This is a genomic window from Neobacillus bataviensis (assembly GCF_019969725.1).
On record NZ_JAHXYW010000014.1, the window covers coordinates 1 to 15503 of the forward strand.

Consider the following 15503-nt stretch of genomic DNA (forward strand, 5'->3'; position numbering starts at 1 on the left):
TGACCTACTATAACAATTACAGATATCAATGGAATTTAAAGAAGATGACCCCTGTAGAATACAGAAATCATCTTCTCGATGTGGCATGACCTTTTTTAAAAATGTCCTTTACAACGGGTACACTTTACTCAAGTCCAATGCCTTTTTTTCGTTTATAAATGTTTTACCGCCCCGAAGATTATCAAAATCCACGCCGCTAAAAAACAAACGCCGCCAATGGGGGTAATCGCTCCTAGAACGCCTACCTTCGTCAAGCTTAACAGGTACAAGCTTCCACTAAATAAAATGATTCCTGCAAGCATCAACCATCCAGACCAGCTAAACAAAGTGCTGGCTGGAACCTTGCCGAGAAGGAGGCCAATAATGAACAGGCCTGTGGCATGAAACATTTGATAGGTTACACCCGTTTTCCAAATATCTAAATAATGGGCATCCAGTCTATCCTTTAATCCATGTGCCCCAAAGGCGCCCAGTGCAACGGCCAAAAAGGCATTGATGGCACCAATTATAATAAAGGTTTTCATCTTTAATTTTCCTCCCCTGTTAAAAATCAAATAACGAATCGCCGTTTGCTTCGTCACCTAATTCTAATTTTTTAGGCTGCTGCAGTGATACTGGCTGATTCTGAAATGCCGGCTGTGTGATCACAGGCTGGACCTGGACCTTACTGGCAGGATTCCATGAAGCTTCCCTAATACCAGGCTTTTCTTCCAGTATCAATTCGCATAATATTTTAATAGAGTAAATCTTTTCCCGCAAGCTTTCTTCCTTCTGAGCTGTTTGCGCCAGCTTTAATTCTGTTTCCATTTTGTCTAATAGTTTTTGAATGGATATATTCACGTTTGACACCTCAAAATTAAGACTCGCTTCTATTCTACCTGAGTATTGACCTTTTTACGAAAAATTAGACTGTGGGCTGCGACAATATTTTCATGTTCCACGTGAAACATGTCATTTTATGTCATTTAAAATACCCGCACCAATGAAGGCGCGGGCTTAAGATTATCCTAGTATTCTCTGGTAAATAGACTTCGCATGCGTCAAATCCTTTGTTCCGTGGATGAGGGCGCGGCCATCTTGAAAAATAACCATCCGCTCCGGACCCATTTCCACTGAAACTAAATAGGGATTGCCTTTAACCGTATATCCAAGTGAACTAAGTTGACCGGCAAGCCGTTCGAGTGAAATCTCTCCTGCCGAGGAAGGGCGGATTTGCACCGTATCGCGGCCGCACAGCACTGTCGTTTTCGTCATATTTTCCTGGTCAAGATACGGATAAGTCCGCTCCTCGCCGCAGGATAAGCAGCTGGCAAACTTCGCCTTCGACATTTTCAAACTCGTATATTGGTTTCGCCATAAATCAAAGCTGACAAACGATGTGCGCACTGCTTCCCAATCCTCAGCCAACATTTTTAATGCTTCAGCCGTCTGATGGGCGATGACCATTTGCACCGCAGGAGATATTATTCCGCCCGTATCACAGGTCATCCCCTGAAGCGGGATGCTGCGCAGCAGGCAGTTCAAGCACGGCGTTTTCCCCGGAATAATCGAAAAACTCATTCCAAAGCTGCCGACACAAGCGCCGTAAATCCATGGAACCTTATATTTTTGCGATACATCGTTCATCGCCATCCGTGTTTCAAAATTGTCCGTTGCATCAATCATCACATCCACACCGGTGACGAGCTCTTCCAGCAATTCAGGGTTGGCGTCACCGATGATCGCCCGGATTTCCACATCGGAATTAATGGCGTGCAGCCGCTTTTCCGCTGCAGCGGCCTTCGGAAGCTTTTCAGCGACATCTTCTTCCGTGTAGAGCTGCTGGCGCTGGAGGTTGCTTGCTTCGACGTAATCACGATCGATGATGGTAATCCGCCCGACTCCGGCTCGGGTCAATACTTCAGCATTACCTGAACCAAGAGCCCCGGCCCCGATAATAAGGACATGTTTTTCGCTAATTTTTGCTTGCCCGTCTTTGCCGATGCCCGGAAAGAGGACCTGCCGTGAATACCGTTCGTTCAAATTTTTCACCTCGCCAATAGAAAACTCGCCGTTTGGCGAGCTTAATGCACTAATTCATGTTTTTTTGCTTATTAAAAGGCATTACCGCGATTTTATTTACGAATTCACCTAGTTTATTTGCGAATCAACCGCTTTTATTTGCGAATCTAAAAATCAACCGCCGCTCACAGGCGGAATAAAAGCAATCTCATCACCGTCACTGATGACCTCGTCATTGGAAGCAAACTCTTCATTAATCGCAGTCATGACGGTTTCCATTCGCGGAAGGTCGTACTGAGCCGCCAAATCCGCTTTCAATTCAGCGACCGTTTTCCCACCCGCCTCCAACGTCAAAAACTCTTCGCCGACGGCATCCCGTAAATGCGCAAAAAACAACACTTTATTCATTTAAGTCACTCTCCTCAGGCTTGCCGCTCGGGTAGGCAACCGTTTCGAGCTGATTACCCATCCACGCCTCGCCGTCCTCCCAATGCTCTTTTTTCCAAATTGGGACAATTTCTTTGATGCGCTCAATGGCATAGCGGTTCGCTTCATAAGCATCTGCGCGGTGCGGCGTCGATACGGCGATCACGACCGCAACATCAGTAATATCTAAGCGCCCTACCCGGTGGGTAATCGCGACGCGGGAGCCCTCCCAGCGCTCTTCTATTTCTGAACCGATCTGCTCGAGCTTCTTAACCGCCATCGCTTCATATGCTTCATAGATTAAAAATAAAGTTTTCTTTCCATGCGTTAATTCGCGGACGGTGCCAATGAAGGTGGTAATCGCACCTGCTTCACGCTGCACCACTTTATCAATCACCGCTTGTATATTAATCGGTTCCTTCGAAATTTCGTACATTTTCATTCTGTCACCTCTTCAGCTAAAAGCTTCGGTTCCGCATTTTCAACCACTTGATAGCCCCCAATTTTTTCAACCTGCTCTTTAAACCTGGCGGACTGAATCAGCGAAATCAGCAGACGGCCGCTTTCGCTTTCATAAAAACTTCTAGTCATCAGTAAGTCATACTCTTCATCAGCGACTGGGATAAACTCCAAGTCCATTGCCTTCGCTGCCGGGTAAATTCCTAGTCCTGCACCATGAGTGTCGCCTTTAACCTCTGCCGCAACCGCTAAATGGGAGAACATTTCCCGGTCATAGCCGTTAATATCCTCTTCCGAAAGGCCCGCTTTCTTTAGCAGCAAATCAAACAGGATGCGTGTACCCGCTCCTTTTTGGCGGTTGACGAAGTTCGCGTTCGTCCGGACTAAATCTGCAGCCGCTTCAATTTCAAGCGGATTGCCCTTTGGTAAAATCCAGCCTTGCTTTCTTTTTAAAAATGGATAAAGAACAATGTCGAGACCGGCTACTATCTTTCGTACATATGAAATATTATATTGCTTTGTACTCGGGTCAAGCAAATGAATGCCCGCTACATGGGCCTCACCTTTTCGAATTGCCATGATTCCCGCCATGCTGCCGACATGCGAGGAGACAATTTTCATGTCATTGCGCACTCGTTTCAGTTCTGACGATAGCAGATCAATCGTCATATCATGGCTGCCGCTAAATACAATGGCCTTTTCAATTTCTCCAAGCGGGCGCAGAAGTTCGACCTCTGCCGTATCCCCCTGCTCATAGCCAATCACATTCGGCGGAACGATTAACAGGCCATCTGCCCGGACATAGGACATCGTGACGCCAGCTGCTCTGGTCAGCGGGTTGGCGACAAATTGTCCATTCACAAAGCCGATATTCATTCGCACAAAGTCTTCAGCACCCATGGACGAGACAATGCGGCGGCCAAGTTTGACCGTCACCTTTTGTCTCTCAGGTACTGGAATCCCTAAATACTTGCACACTAGCGGCCTCACAAACCACTCCAAGGCCAGGTAAGCTGAAACTGGATATCCCGGGACACCGACAACAATTTTTTCGTTAATTTTCCCTAAAATAACCGGCTTACCAGGCCGTGCGGCGACCCCATGGGTAAAAACCTCGCCGATTTCAGCGATGATGTGGACCGTGTAGTCCTTCGAGCCGGCCGAGGAACCGGCATTAATAACAATAATATCGGACGTTTCAGCCGCTTCCAGTAAAGCCTCTTTAATTCGATCAGGCTCGTCCTTAACGATTGCGTGCAGCTTTGGCTCACCGCCCCATTCTTTCACAAAACCAGCAAACACTGTGCCGTTGAATTCAATAATGTTTCCGGAAGCAAGCTCTGAAGCAGCATCCACCAGCTCATTTCCAGTTGGAATAATTGTCACTACCGGCTTTTTCACAACGGGGATCACTGTCTGCTGCGCCGCCAGCAACACACCTAGATCAGCAGGCCTTAACACATGCCCTTGTGGAAACAGCATTTCCTCTTGAACGATATCCTCACCAATTGGGCGGATATGCTGCCACGGGGTTGCCGGTTCGATAATTTCAATTGTATCTTCATCAATCACCTGAACATGCTCAATCATAATGACGGCATTGAATGGGGATGGAATCGCATTTCCGGTATCCACATAGGAAAATTGCCCGCCGCGCTTAAGATGAAGTGGATTTTGCTCGTGAGCGTTATATGTCGCTTCAGCGATAACAGCAACACCGTCCATCGCGGAGGCATGGTAGTGCGGCATGGACACCCGGGCAAAAATCGGTTCAGCGGTGACGCGGCCTATAGCGTCTGCAGCAGAGAGGTATTCTTTTTCAGGGTTCAGCCTAGAAGCTGCCAAGATTTCGTCGCGTGCCTCCAAACGGGGTTTGTCTTCTAAATAAATTTTTCGTTTGTACATTTACGTTTCCCCCTATCGTGATGCTATCACAGGCACGTATTCACCCTGTGAAATACCTTCTTTTTCTGAACTAATCTCGGCAATGCCGTCACTTTTTACAAGCGTCGTAATCAGGCCGGATTTGCCGATAATCGGCTCGGCCCACCATTCCCCAGCATTTTCAAACAAGCGGACACGAATATAATCTGACCGCCCCATTGAAGATGGAATATTTTTTGTGATTTTCGCAAAAATACGCTCAGGCTTCCGCTCCAGCAGCTCTCCTGAAAGCCTGCGAAGAATTTGTTCGCCAAACAAGCGAAAAATAATCATGGCCGAGGCCGGATGACCCGGCAGTCCAATAACCGGCTTTCCGTCCGACATTGCTAGAATCGTAGGTTTACCTGGTTTGATTGAAATACCATGAACAAACACACCCGGTTCCCCTAAAGATTGAATTACATCGGTCGTATAGTCCTTCGCCCCGACCGAGCTGCCGCCGGAGAGAATTAAGCAATCTGTTTGCTCATAAAGCTCGCGTGCCCGGGCCTGAAATTCCGCGAAATCATCTTTGACAATCCCGCCGTAAATGACGTCAACATTCCATTCGCTCGCTAAGCCGGCAATCGTTAAATAGTTAATGTCGCGGATTTGCCCAACTAGCAGTTTCTCAGTTTGATAGGGAACAATTTCATCCCCGGACGAGAGGTAGCCGACCGTCAATTTTCGGTAAACGGTGACATGAGTAATGCCTAAAGACGCAAGAGCCCCTATTTCCTGCGGGCGAAGCTTCACACCTTTATCAAGCAGGACTTCGCCTTCGCGGATATCTTCGCCGGCACGGATGATATTTTCTCCAGGTGCTGCCTGCTTGTATGTATTTAAAAGACCGTCTAAGTCTTCACAATGTTCAATCATGATGACGGAATCGCTGCCGGCAGGAAGCATGCCGCCTGTCGGCACGTAAACAGCTTTACCGGAGCTGACCTCATCCGTCGGGACTTCGCCCATTTTTACTTCTCCCGCCAATGTGAGAAAGCCGGGCATCGATTCGGAGGAACCATACGTATCTTTCGCGCGGACGGCATATCCGTCCACAGTTGAACGGTCAAATCCCGGAACATTTTCCTTTGCTGTGACCGGTTCCGCTAAAATATAATGGAGGGCACGGTCAAGCTCCCTAACCTCTGTTGCTCCGATTGCTGCTATTTTTTCCTCGATTAAGGCAAATGTCTCTTCAACTGTTTTTACTTTGAAAAATTGCATGGTTCCCTTAGTCCCCCTTAATGTTCTGTTTCAGCCCACTTTTTGGCGTCTTCGTATTCCTCAGGATGATTCATATTAAAAAAAACGCGCTCAATATCGATTTCACTAAAGCCTTTAAGCTCTTTTTCAGTTACAAATAGGACATTTAATTGCTCTAGCAGGTCTTTCATGCGGAGATTTCCTGCTTCAATCGATTGTGCGGCTTTCTCGGCAGCCATTTTTTTAAAAACAGCAAATAACGGATGCTGCTTTCCGTTGATGACAGGAATAACTGCATCAAATTCACTGCACAGACTGACGAGTCCCGCTGCAAGCCCCGCAGATACAAACGGCATATCACAGGCGACAATAAGATTCACATCATTTTCGCTTGCGATGAGGCCTGCATGCAGGCCGGCGAGCGGCCCCATGCCTGGAAAGCGATCCGCCGTCATTTCTATATTCAAAAATTCATATTGTTCTGAATCATTCGTTACTAGAATTATATCATCAAACGAGGAACTAAGCGTATCACGGATTCTCTCAATATTGGTTTTCTCATTTATTTTTAATAGGGCTTTATTTGTGCCCATCCGGCTCGATTTCCCGCCTGATAAAATAATAACCGCTGCTTTCATGAAGCACCCTCTTTTTTCAGTTCCCCAACTGCGTGATACCCGTTTTCCTGGGCTATAAAATCTAAATGAATGGAATTCAAATCCAGCATGGCTGCAGAGGGCTTTTCGATGTATTGTCTTGTATCAATAATTTTAATATAGCCGTTGCACTGTTCGCAAACTTGGATTTGCGATACGGCGTCCCCTTCAATTTGAATGAATTGAATCGTTTTATGGTCTTCATTGCCGCAGTGAGAACATTCCAGTCGTTTCGCGTTCCATCGTGCCTGGCAGCGCGAACAATGAATGATTTTTTTCCCCTCTTCTTCAAGTGCGGCTAACCTTACGGGCTCACCGCAGACAGGACAGCCTGCACCCAGTACAGCAAGGTCAACCGCAGTCTGTACTTTTTCCGCTATTAACTGCAGGTATGGACGAATCGCCGTTTCAGCAAGAAAATGGGGAACCCATTCTTCCAAGCCGTTTTCTACAGCAAATCTAGCAAAATAATCATGATTGCAGGCGAAGGCCTCTTCAATCCAGCGAATCGCGATTTCCTTATTTAACAGGCTGCTAATACTCTCAAGCTTTTTTTCTAGTTCAGAATTGCTTTTTACGAGGGTAGCATTTATTTCCTCTATCCACTGTAAAAATAGGGAAATTTCAAAATTAATAACCGTTAAGGCTGCAGCAGGCACTCCTGCTGACATTGCTGCTTTATCCAGATTCGGTTTGACTGTTTCCGGGTCGATCATTTGCTTCCACTTTTCCTGAAGGGCTACGATTTCCTTTTGCAGACTCTGGTATTCTTTTGAAACAACCGATTTAATCATTGTTGCCGCACCTCTATTTCAAGTTTTTTTATTCGCCGATAAGGGGCTTGGATTCGCCGATAAAATGAAAAATCCGCCGATATATGCCCCATATTCGCCGTTAAGTTGCCTATTTCCGCCGATATAGAAATCTTTTTAAAGGAAATGGCTGCCTTTACCTCGACAGCCATCTCCTGAAACTACTTTTATGCGCCTTTTTTTCGTTTTGGATCGTCCAAGTTAGGGAAATTGCCTTTTTTCTCTTCTTCTTCATACCATTCTGTGTAGTGCTCCTTCGCCCACCAGGCCGGAACCTTGCCAGTTACCACACCGGTATAGCCAGGGCGGGAGTTTTTGTGAATCACGCTCAAATAGATATGGCCGACAATAACAGCAATCGCCAGGCCGAAACCGACATTATGGAAAAAGTAACCCCATTGAACCACTGCTCTCGGAAAATACTCAGGGAACCACATTGGGAAGCCTGAACCAATAATCATAACAGCACAAAGAATTTGCAGAATCGAGTTAATTTTTTCACCGGCATTAAAGAACGTTTGTTTCACATGCTTAAACTTAAAGCCAAACAGTTCTTTCACAAACTCAGTGAAAAATTCCAGATCCCGCTTTTTCCAAGTGACAAGCTCTTTCATCCAGTGGAAAAAACCTTTAGTGTCAAAAATTAAATAGATAATCATAGGTGACACAAAGGCTACCGCAAAAATGCGATGCAGCAGACGGGCATTCGCCGGACCGCCAAGGATTGGATAGAGCCAGTCAAAAAACTCAGTATACATTGGCAGCGCTGTAATGTAGAGCGCGCAGAATGAAAGAGCATTGATGGCATGCGCCCAGACAAACGCCTTAGAAAAACGCTTTACTTGCACATCAGGCTTAACCTGCTGTTTACTCATGGCTTCCACCTCCATCTTGACCTTCGCCCCTGCTTTCTTTATTAAACAGCCTATTTGTGACAAACGCTCCAACAAGCGCCATCGTTGTCGCCCCCAGCATCATCTTGCCAATTGGCTGAGCATAATCCTTCCAGGCAACGGCAGACGTCGGCACCTTCGGATTTTCCGGCAGACCATAAATGGACGGCTTTTCTGCCAACACGTAAACCGTATGTGTGCCGCCGACTCCTTGCGGATTGTAAATATTGGCATTAGGGAAACGGCCATTGATTTCACTTAAACGCTTCTCCGCTTTTTGAAGCATCGCTTCCTTGCTGCCAAACTCCATCGCGCCTGTGTGGCAGGTAGTGACACAGGCAGGCTGCAGCCCTTCCTCCAAGCGGTCCGTACACATTGTGCATTTATGAGACTTTCTGTACTCTTTGCCATTTTTATCTTTATAGGTCTTTAACGAAATCACTTCAAACGGACAGTTTTGAACGCAATAGCCGCAGCCGACGCACTTATCTTGATTAATCACAACAGAGCAATATTTCGTATAGCTGATGGCATTTTCCGGGCATACCTTTTCACAGGCAGCATCTGTGCAATGGAAGCAGGAGGAATGACGGAAAAGATATTCCAAATCGCCTTTTCCATTCTCATGCTCGATATATTGCAGGACATTCCAAGTATCAGCTGTTGTTTTCGGATGTGATTGGACACTCCCCAAGAAATCCGTCGGTTCCGCCGGCAGGTCGTTCCAGTTTTTGCAGGCCACCATACAGGCACGGCAGCCATCACACTTTGTTACATCAACATATTTCACATATTTCGTCATTAGTCAGCCCTCCTGACGTCGCACAAGAATGCCTTAAATTCAGGTATCATCGTGTTGGCATCTCCAATATGAGGAGTCAGGCGGTTCGCGGTATCTCCCGTAGCAAACCCTTTATAGCCAAAATGCCATGGCATTCCAATTTCATGAATCTTTTTGCCATTCACACCGATTGGCTTAAAGCGTTTGGTCACCATCGCATAGGCCAAGATGCGCCCGCGTGCGGAACTGACAATGATTTGATCTTTATTTTTGATGCCTTTTTCTTTGGCAAGCTCTTCACTCATTTCGACAAACATATGTCCGGCAAGCTCTGAGAGCCATTCCTGGTTGCGTGTCATCGAGCCGGATTGCCAGTGTTCACTTACCCGATAAGTCGTGGCGACAATCGGATATTTCTTCTTATCGCCTTTTTTATTAAAATCGCCTTCAATAATGACGGCTGCTGGATTTAATTGCTGACTATTGAATGCATTCGGAACTGGGCTTTCAAACGGTTCGTAGTGCTCTGGAAATGGACCGTCGTTCAAGGTTGGTGCAAACAATAAGGCAACACCATCCTTGTTCATCATAAAGGCACCTGTTCCTCCTGGTTCTGTTGGTGCTGTCACCGCTTTAAAATCTGGAACGTCCTTGCCAACCCATTTCTTCTGTCCTGCATCCCACCAAATTACGGCTTTTTCCTTGCTCCACGGCTGACCGCTTGGATCGGCAGACGCACGGTTATAAAGAATCCGGCGGTTCATCGGCCACGCAAAGGACCAATTCAAATAATGTTCGCCGCCTAAATCCTTGTTGTCACGGTTCTTTGACTTGTTTTTGCCTTCTTCAGGATAGAAGCCGGAATATATCCAGTTGCCGCTAGAAGTGGTACCATCATCCAACAGCGCTCCAAAACCGGCGATTAATTTTCCAGTTTTCAAGTCATAGCCATTGATTTCTTTACAAACAAGGTCGATATTTGGTTCTTCTCCGTCGCCGTAATTCCAATCCATAGCTAAGAAAGGCTTGTCAGCTGATTTTGGACTGTTCGCATACATTTTTTTCAGTTTTAAAGCAAGCTCATGAATGACATCTAGGTCTGGCCTTGCTTCACCAAGTGATTCGATCGCCTTCCAACGGTACTGCATCCAGCGTGAGCTGTTGGAAACACTGCCTTCTTTTTCAAAAGATGCAGATGCTGGCAGTAAGAATACTTCTGTATTAATGTTTGCCGGATTGCTGCCGGCTTCTTTTTGCCAGAATGCTGAAGTTTCCGTTTCCCAAAGGTCAATCGCAACGAGCCATTTTAATTTGCTAAGGGCTTCTTTTTCCTTGCCGGCATTCGGTCCGCCAACAACCGGGTTTGTTCCAAATAGGAAGGCACCGTCAAGCTCGCCGTTGTACATCGCTTTAAATAGATTGATATGGGAGTAGTTTTTGTTGCCTTTTGGTAAAAATTGGTAGCCAAATTCGCTCTCAGCGGTGGCATTTGCCCCGTACCACGCTTTCAGTAAGCTGACTACAAATTTAGGCTTGTTGCTCCAATAACCTGTTTTTGGTGTTTCTTTTTCCAAATAGCCTTTCAAGGTTGCATGCTCAGGCACCGTTGCTTTTGGCGCGCCAAGATAGCCTGTCAGGTTATCGAATAATAAGCCAAAGTCCGTTGATCCTTGTACATTGGATTCGCCGCGCATTGCATTGATGCCGCCGCCCGGTAAGCCAATGTTTCCTAATAGGAGCTGAAGGATCGCATAGATGCGGACGTTTTGTGAGCCGACCGTATGCTGGGTAGTTCCCATTGCATACATGATTGTGCCGGCTTTTCCGACCTTCGCCGTTTCACAGAAGGTTTTGCAAACCTTTAGGTAATCGTCCTTTGGTGTGCCTGTTACTGTTGTTACAGTATCAATATCATAACGTGAATAGTGCTTCTTCATTAATTGGAAGACGGAACGCGGATGGGTTAAAGTTGGATCCTTTACTGGATTTCCGTCCGGTGTTGATTCAATAGCCCATTTTGTTTTATCATACACTCGTTTTGCTTCGTCATAGCCTGAGAACAGACCGTCATTAAAATCATAGCCCTCTTTGACAATGAAGGAGGCATTTGTATAGTTAACAACATACTCTTTGTGGATGAGATCGTTTTCAAGCGCATACTTAATCATCCCGCCGATAAACGGAATATCCGTACCGGAGCGAAGGGCAGCGTAAACGTCAGCTTGTGCAGAAGTTCTTGTATAGCGCGGATCAACGGAGATGATTTTTCCGCCGTTTTCCTTGGCCTTCGTCAGCCATCTAAAGCTTATTGGGTGATTTTCTGCAGGGTTTGCGCCAATAATCAACGCACAATCCGTATGCTGCAGATCATTCCAATGGTTAGTCATTGCTCCACGACCAAATGTAGGTGCCAGACCGGCAACCGTTGAACTATGTCATATTCGTGCCTGGTGCTCTAAATAGACTACACCAAGGCCCCTCATGAGTTTCGAGAGCAAGTACGTTTCTTCATTATCAAGTGCCGCGCCGCCAAGGCTGGCAATTTTTTCAGTTTTATTAACGGTAATACCGTTTTCCATTTCAACAAATGAACTGTCACGCGTTTCTTTTGTGCGTTTGGCGATGGTGTCAAGCATCCAATCCCAATCTTTTTCTTCCCACTTATTACTGCCTGGTGCGCGATATAGCGGCTTGGTTAAGCGCTTTTCAGAGGTATATAGCTGTCTTAATGTGGTTCCCTTGCTGCATAGCTTTCCTTCGTTAATCGGGTTATCCGGATCCCCTTCCGTATAAACCACGGTATTGTTTTTGGTGTGGACGAGGATTCCGCATCCAACACCGCAATAGCAGCAAATGGTTGGTGTTACAGTAGCTTTGGCAATTTTGAATTCTTTTGTTTTCGCATACGCTTTTTTCTCATTAAAGCCCAGTTCCATGATTGCAAGGGTCGCTGCTGTGGCGCCTGAAAGTTTTAAAAATTGCCGGCGATTTAGGTTCATATCAACCATTTCGAATCTCCTTCCCAAGATTTGATTTCAACAGAACATCCCACGAAAAGCGGAAGCGCCTTCGGAACAAGCAGAGCTTGTTCCTGCGAAGCTTATTCTCTTAGTAGCTACCCTTAGTGCCCAGGGGCGACAAGCATAAGACGAGCCGGTGAGAAGGTTGCTTTTTAACCTTCTTGACGGTTTGGCTTATGACCTCGAGCTCCTAGGCGATGGAGCTAGACATATTTTTTCTCTCTAATTGCTAGTCCTTTAATTCCCCCCTTCAAAGGCTCTTTCGAAAGCAGGATCTGGTGTGACATCGTTTTCGACTCTGCCGGCACGGGTATAAATCATCGCCATCTTTCCCCTTAAGTAGCCAATGACCTCAATATTTAAATATTTTGCCAGCTGTACAGCTTGTTTAGTGGCGGCTGTACGCGAAGCGATGACAGGAAAGCCGAATTTCGCTGCCTTTGAGAGCATTTCATATGAAACCCTTCCGGTTGTTAATAAAATTAACCTTCCAGGCTGCAGGCGATTTCGAAGGCAAAAGCCAATAATTTTATCGACAGCATTATGCCGTCCGATGTCTTCGCGGATTTCCATGGTGCCGTCTTCCTTAACAATGCAGGCCCCATGCATGCCGCCCGTTTCCAGATAGAGCGACGAATTTTGGGCAAATTCACTTCGTTTTTTTAAGAGATAGGTAAGCGGATAGGTTTGATCAGCGGTTATTTTTTTAAAATTTTTCACATCGGTCATCGAGAAAAAGGTAACTCCTCTGCCACAGCCGGCCGTGTAATGTTTCCTTTTTGAAAAAACCTGCTCTTCATCAAAATCGGAGTGGAGCGATACACTGATACTGCCAACTTCTTCATTGACGACGATTGACTCAATATCATTGGCATCCTGGATAAATCCCTCAGAAAACAAATAGCCATATGTCCAGTCTTCAAGGTTATATTTTGTCAGTTGAAAAACAGCGATTTCACAGCCGTTAATCAGCAAGGTAATGGGATATTCATCAGGACAGCCTTTCCGGTTCATTATTTTCCCTCCCTAAAGGGTACTTTTAAATTTAACGTTTGGATTAAACCGCTTTCAACAATTTTTATCACAGCAATCTGGCTTAAGGCCTTTTACTTAAATCGTACTTTTCCATTTATTGTTTGAAAGTAATTTTTATCACGCTAAGCACTTGTAAATAGTAAAAATGCTTCATTTGTCATTTTTCTGTCAACTATTGCGGATTTCTGTTAAATTTAAAAAGATGAATTATAATAAAGAAGAGGTTTTATAGAATGAGGAGGTTGATTACATAATGACAATTAATAAAGTATTGACTATTGCCGGTTCGGATTCAAGCGGCGGGGCAGGGATTCAAGCAGACCTAAAAACATTTCAAGAGCTTGGCGTATACGGAATGACCGCCCTTACCTGCATCGTTACCATGGACCCAAAAAACCATTGGCATCATGAGGTTTTCCCCATCGATGTGAATATCCTTGAAAAGCAGCTGGAAACAATTCTCTCTGTCGGCATCGACGCCATGAAAACGGGGATGCTTGGAACGGTAGAAATCATTGAATTAGCGGCAAGAAAAATGGATGAACACAAACTCGGACGCGTCGTGATTGACCCTGTTATGGTGTGTAAAGGCGAAGATGAGGTGTTAAATCCGGAGACAGCGGATGCAATGCGCGAGCTATTATTGCCAAGAGCTTTTGTTGTGACACCAAATCTGTTTGAAGCAGGGCAGCTTGCCCGGACAGGTACACCGCGTACGCTTGATGACATGAAGAACGCTGCCGTGAAAATTCATGATTTAGGCGCGAAGCATGTCCTCATTAAAGGCGGCAGCAAGCTGCAGTCAGAAGAAAAGTCCATTGATCTTTTATATGATGGTAAGGACTTCAAAATTTACGAGTCTCCTAAAATTGAGACCACCTTCACTCATGGGGCAGGCTGTACGAATTCTTCAGCCGTCACTGCTGGATTGGCAAAAGGTCTATCCGTTTATGAAGCAGTCGATGTGGCCAAGCAATTTGTTTCAGCGGGCATCCAGCAGGGTTTCCGCTTAAATGAATACGTGGGTCCTACCTGGCACGGGGCGTACCGCAGTGCCGGAGCCGTTACCGAGTATTGCGAAGATTGTGAAGAGTAAATAGCGTGGAGAACCGTGGCCTTAGTGTCCGGTTCTTTTTTGTGCATGGTTTTCGCATTTTTTAACAGATTTTAGTATGATGGATACATTATTAATGAAAAATAGTCATTAGGTACGAAAGGGAAAGGAGACATTAGCCTTGGAGTTAGTTGATATTAAAAAGGTTCAAGAAGCCATTAATCATTTTGCGAATAAAGATGTCTACATTCACCTTGAAACAACGAACGGAGCCTATGCATCCCATAAAGATCAATCTTTCTTTAATGCGGGAGCTTACATCAGGAACGCCCTTGTCCGTTATGAATTAGGGAAAATCACCGGCAAAGGACCACACCGGGTCGGTTTAAAAATTAACCTCGGCTGGGTTTATGCCGAAGGGATCACACATTTTGAAATAGATGAAGAAAATCACCTTTTAATGGCCGGCCACGACAATGAAGGAAGGCTCGCCGTTGCACTAGAAATCAGTACTACACCATTTGCTTAAGCAATGTGGAAAGGAGAATGAAGATGGAAAAAGAACGTCAAGTCCTGGTCGTTTTCCCTCACCCTGATGATGAGGCATTTGGAGTATCCGGAACGATTGCCACACATGTGCAAAATGGAACACCGGTGACGTATGCCTGTTTAACGCTGGGGGAAATGGGACGAAACATGGGGAATCCTCCGTTTACAAATCGGGAAAATCTTCCTAAAATCAGAAAAAAAGAACTGCAGGAGGCTGCCAGGGTTCTCGGCATTCAGGATCTCAGGATGCTCGGCTTCCGTGATAAAACAATTGAATTTGAGGATGAAGAAAAGCTGACAAACACCATGTCAGAACTCATTAAAGAATTGAATCCTTCCTTAATCATTACTTTTTATCCCGGCTATTCCGTTCACCCGGACCATGATGCCACCGGTGCGGCAGTCGTGAGAGCTGTTGAAAAGCTGCCTGCCGCCGCAAGGCCAACGTTACACTGTGTCGCATTTTCAAATAATTGCGTCGAGGAGCTTGGTGAGGCTGACATTATCAACAACATTACCCCTGTCGCTAAACAAAAGCTCGCCGCTATTCAGGCGCACCGCTCCCAGACCGAGCAGATGTTTAAAGATGTAGAGGCAAAGTTGAAAAACAAAGATCCGCAAATCATGGTATGGATCAACAACGAACGGTTTTGGACTTATAAATTTGCCAACTAAATTGAAAAGCCCT

General features: G+C 45.7%; 17 protein-coding genes. 4 read left to right on the forward strand and 13 right to left on the reverse strand.

Annotated features, from left to right (window positions below; genetic code table 11):
• A partial coding sequence (locus tag LC455_RS25510) for an IS3 family transposase (RefSeq protein ID WP_223588723.1) occupies positions 1-89 on the forward strand: 89 nt, incomplete at its 5' end.
• Positions 90-152: 63 nt separating this feature from the next.
• Here the strand turns inward: LC455_RS25510 and LC455_RS25515 are convergent.
• From LC455_RS25515 to fdhD, 13 genes are all read right to left on the reverse strand, one after another.
• Positions 153-524: a DUF423 domain-containing protein gene (locus tag LC455_RS25515; protein ID WP_223595219.1), complete on the reverse strand. Its 372-nt coding sequence runs from the start codon at positions 522-524 to the stop codon at positions 153-155.
• A 19-nt stretch (positions 525-543) separates the two neighbouring features.
• The gene (locus LC455_RS25520; protein WP_223595222.1) at positions 544-840 is read right to left on the reverse strand and encodes a YwdI family protein; all 297 of its coding nucleotides are present in this window, start codon (positions 838-840) and stop codon (positions 544-546) included.
• 162 nt (positions 841-1002) lie between these two features.
• Positions 1003-2022, reverse strand: coding sequence for a thiazole biosynthesis adenylyltransferase ThiF (locus LC455_RS25525; RefSeq protein WP_223595223.1), 1020 nt, complete (start codon positions 2020-2022; stop codon positions 1003-1005).
• Between the two features lie 153 nt (positions 2023-2175).
• Positions 2176-2409 (reverse strand): molybdopterin converting factor subunit 1, encoded by a 234-nt coding sequence (gene moaD, locus LC455_RS25530; protein ID WP_223595224.1) that lies wholly within the window; start codon positions 2407-2409, stop codon positions 2176-2178.
• Complete coding sequence (locus tag LC455_RS25535) at positions 2402-2869, reverse strand: molybdenum cofactor biosynthesis protein MoaE (protein ID WP_223595225.1); 468 nt, start codon at positions 2867-2869, stop codon at positions 2402-2404. Before LC455_RS25535 ends, moaD begins: the two co-directional genes overlap by 8 nt.
• Positions 2866-4791: a molybdopterin biosynthesis protein gene (locus LC455_RS25540; protein ID WP_223595226.1), complete on the reverse strand. Its 1926-nt coding sequence runs from the start codon at positions 4789-4791 to the stop codon at positions 2866-2868. The genes LC455_RS25535 and LC455_RS25540 overlap by 4 nt, the downstream gene beginning before the upstream one ends.
• 12 nt (positions 4792-4803) lie before the next feature.
• Positions 4804-6036 (reverse strand): molybdopterin molybdotransferase MoeA, encoded by a 1233-nt coding sequence (locus tag LC455_RS25545; protein WP_223595228.1) that lies wholly within the window; start codon positions 6034-6036, stop codon positions 4804-4806.
• Positions 6037-6053: 17 nt separating this feature from the next.
• A complete protein-coding gene (gene mobA, locus LC455_RS25550) occupies positions 6054-6653 on the reverse strand; it encodes a molybdenum cofactor guanylyltransferase (protein WP_223595230.1) in 600 nt (199 codons plus the stop codon).
• Positions 6650-7465, reverse strand: a complete 816-nt coding sequence (locus LC455_RS25555; RefSeq protein ID WP_223595233.1) for a formate dehydrogenase accessory protein FdhE — start codon at positions 7463-7465, stop codon at positions 6650-6652. The genes mobA and LC455_RS25555 overlap by 4 nt, the downstream gene beginning before the upstream one ends.
• A 185-nt stretch (positions 7466-7650) precedes the next feature.
• Positions 7651-8358: a formate dehydrogenase subunit gamma gene (locus tag LC455_RS25560; protein ID WP_223595235.1), complete on the reverse strand. Its 708-nt coding sequence runs from the start codon at positions 8356-8358 to the stop codon at positions 7651-7653.
• Positions 8351-9178 carry a 4Fe-4S dicluster domain-containing protein gene (locus tag LC455_RS25565; RefSeq protein ID WP_223595236.1) on the reverse strand — a complete coding sequence of 276 codons (828 nt, stop codon included), beginning with the start codon at positions 9176-9178 and terminating at the stop codon, positions 8351-8353. The genes LC455_RS25560 and LC455_RS25565 overlap by 8 nt, the downstream gene beginning before the upstream one ends.
• Complete coding sequence (fdnG, locus tag LC455_RS25570; RefSeq protein ID WP_263297911.1) at positions 9178-12156, reverse strand: formate dehydrogenase-N subunit alpha; 2979 nt, start codon at positions 12154-12156, stop codon at positions 9178-9180. The genes LC455_RS25565 and fdnG overlap by 1 nt, the downstream gene beginning before the upstream one ends.
• 258 nt (positions 12157-12414) lie before the next feature.
• Positions 12415-13191 carry a formate dehydrogenase accessory sulfurtransferase FdhD gene (gene fdhD / locus LC455_RS25580; RefSeq protein ID WP_223595240.1) on the reverse strand — a complete coding sequence of 259 codons (777 nt, stop codon included), beginning with the start codon at positions 13189-13191 and terminating at the stop codon, positions 12415-12417.
• A gap of 274 nt (positions 13192-13465) precedes the next feature.
• On the opposite strand from fdhD, the gene pdxK reads away from it, so the two are divergent.
• The 3 genes from pdxK to bshB2 all read left to right on the forward strand — a co-directional run bounded on the left by pdxK (position 13466) and on the right by bshB2 (position 15490).
• Complete coding sequence (gene pdxK / locus LC455_RS25585) at positions 13466-14308, forward strand: pyridoxine/pyridoxal/pyridoxamine kinase (protein WP_223595242.1); 843 nt, start codon at positions 13466-13468, stop codon at positions 14306-14308.
• Between the two features lie 139 nt (positions 14309-14447).
• Positions 14448-14795, forward strand: coding sequence for a YojF family protein (locus LC455_RS25590; protein ID WP_223595244.1), 348 nt, complete (start codon positions 14448-14450; stop codon positions 14793-14795).
• A gap of 23 nt (positions 14796-14818) precedes the next feature.
• Positions 14819-15490, forward strand: a complete 672-nt coding sequence (gene bshB2 / locus LC455_RS25595; protein WP_223595246.1) for a bacillithiol biosynthesis deacetylase BshB2 — start codon at positions 14819-14821, stop codon at positions 15488-15490.
• Positions 15491-15503: the final 13 nt, after the last annotated feature.

What these genes read in the sequence shown, in the direction of transcription:
- LC455_RS25515 (WP_223595219.1), bottom strand. Translation starts at nt 524, where the DNA reads ATGAAAACCTTTATTATAATTGGTGCCATCAATGCCTTTTTGGCCGTT.
- moaD (WP_223595224.1), bottom strand. Translation starts at nt 2,409, where the DNA reads ATGAATAAAGTGTTGTTTTTTGCGCATTTACGGGATGCCGTCGGCGAA.
- LC455_RS25535 (WP_223595225.1), bottom strand. Translation starts at nt 2,869, where the DNA reads ATGAAAATGTACGAAATTTCGAAGGAACCGATTAATATACAAGCGGTG.
- LC455_RS25540 (WP_223595226.1), bottom strand. Translation starts at nt 4,791, where the DNA reads ATGTACAAACGAAAAATTTATTTAGAAGACAAACCCCGTTTGGAGGCA.
- LC455_RS25545 (WP_223595228.1), bottom strand. Translation starts at nt 6,036, where the DNA reads ATGCAATTTTTCAAAGTAAAAACAGTTGAAGAGACATTTGCCTTAATC.
- mobA (WP_223595230.1), bottom strand. Translation starts at nt 6,653, where the DNA reads ATGAAAGCAGCGGTTATTATTTTATCAGGCGGGAAATCGAGCCGGATG.
- LC455_RS25555 (WP_223595233.1), bottom strand. Translation starts at nt 7,465, where the DNA reads ATGATTAAATCGGTTGTTTCAAAAGAATACCAGAGTCTGCAAAAGGAA.
- LC455_RS25560 (WP_223595235.1), bottom strand. Translation starts at nt 8,358, where the DNA reads ATGAGTAAACAGCAGGTTAAGCCTGATGTGCAAGTAAAGCGTTTTTCT.
- LC455_RS25565 (WP_223595236.1), bottom strand. Translation starts at nt 9,178, where the DNA reads ATGACGAAATATGTGAAATATGTTGATGTAACAAAGTGTGATGGCTGC.
- fdhD (WP_223595240.1), bottom strand. Translation starts at nt 13,191, where the DNA reads ATGAACCGGAAAGGCTGTCCTGATGAATATCCCATTACCTTGCTGATT.
- pdxK (WP_223595242.1), top strand. Translation starts at nt 13,466, where the DNA reads ATGACAATTAATAAAGTATTGACTATTGCCGGTTCGGATTCAAGCGGC.
- bshB2 (WP_223595246.1), top strand. Translation starts at nt 14,819, where the DNA reads ATGGAAAAAGAACGTCAAGTCCTGGTCGTTTTCCCTCACCCTGATGAT.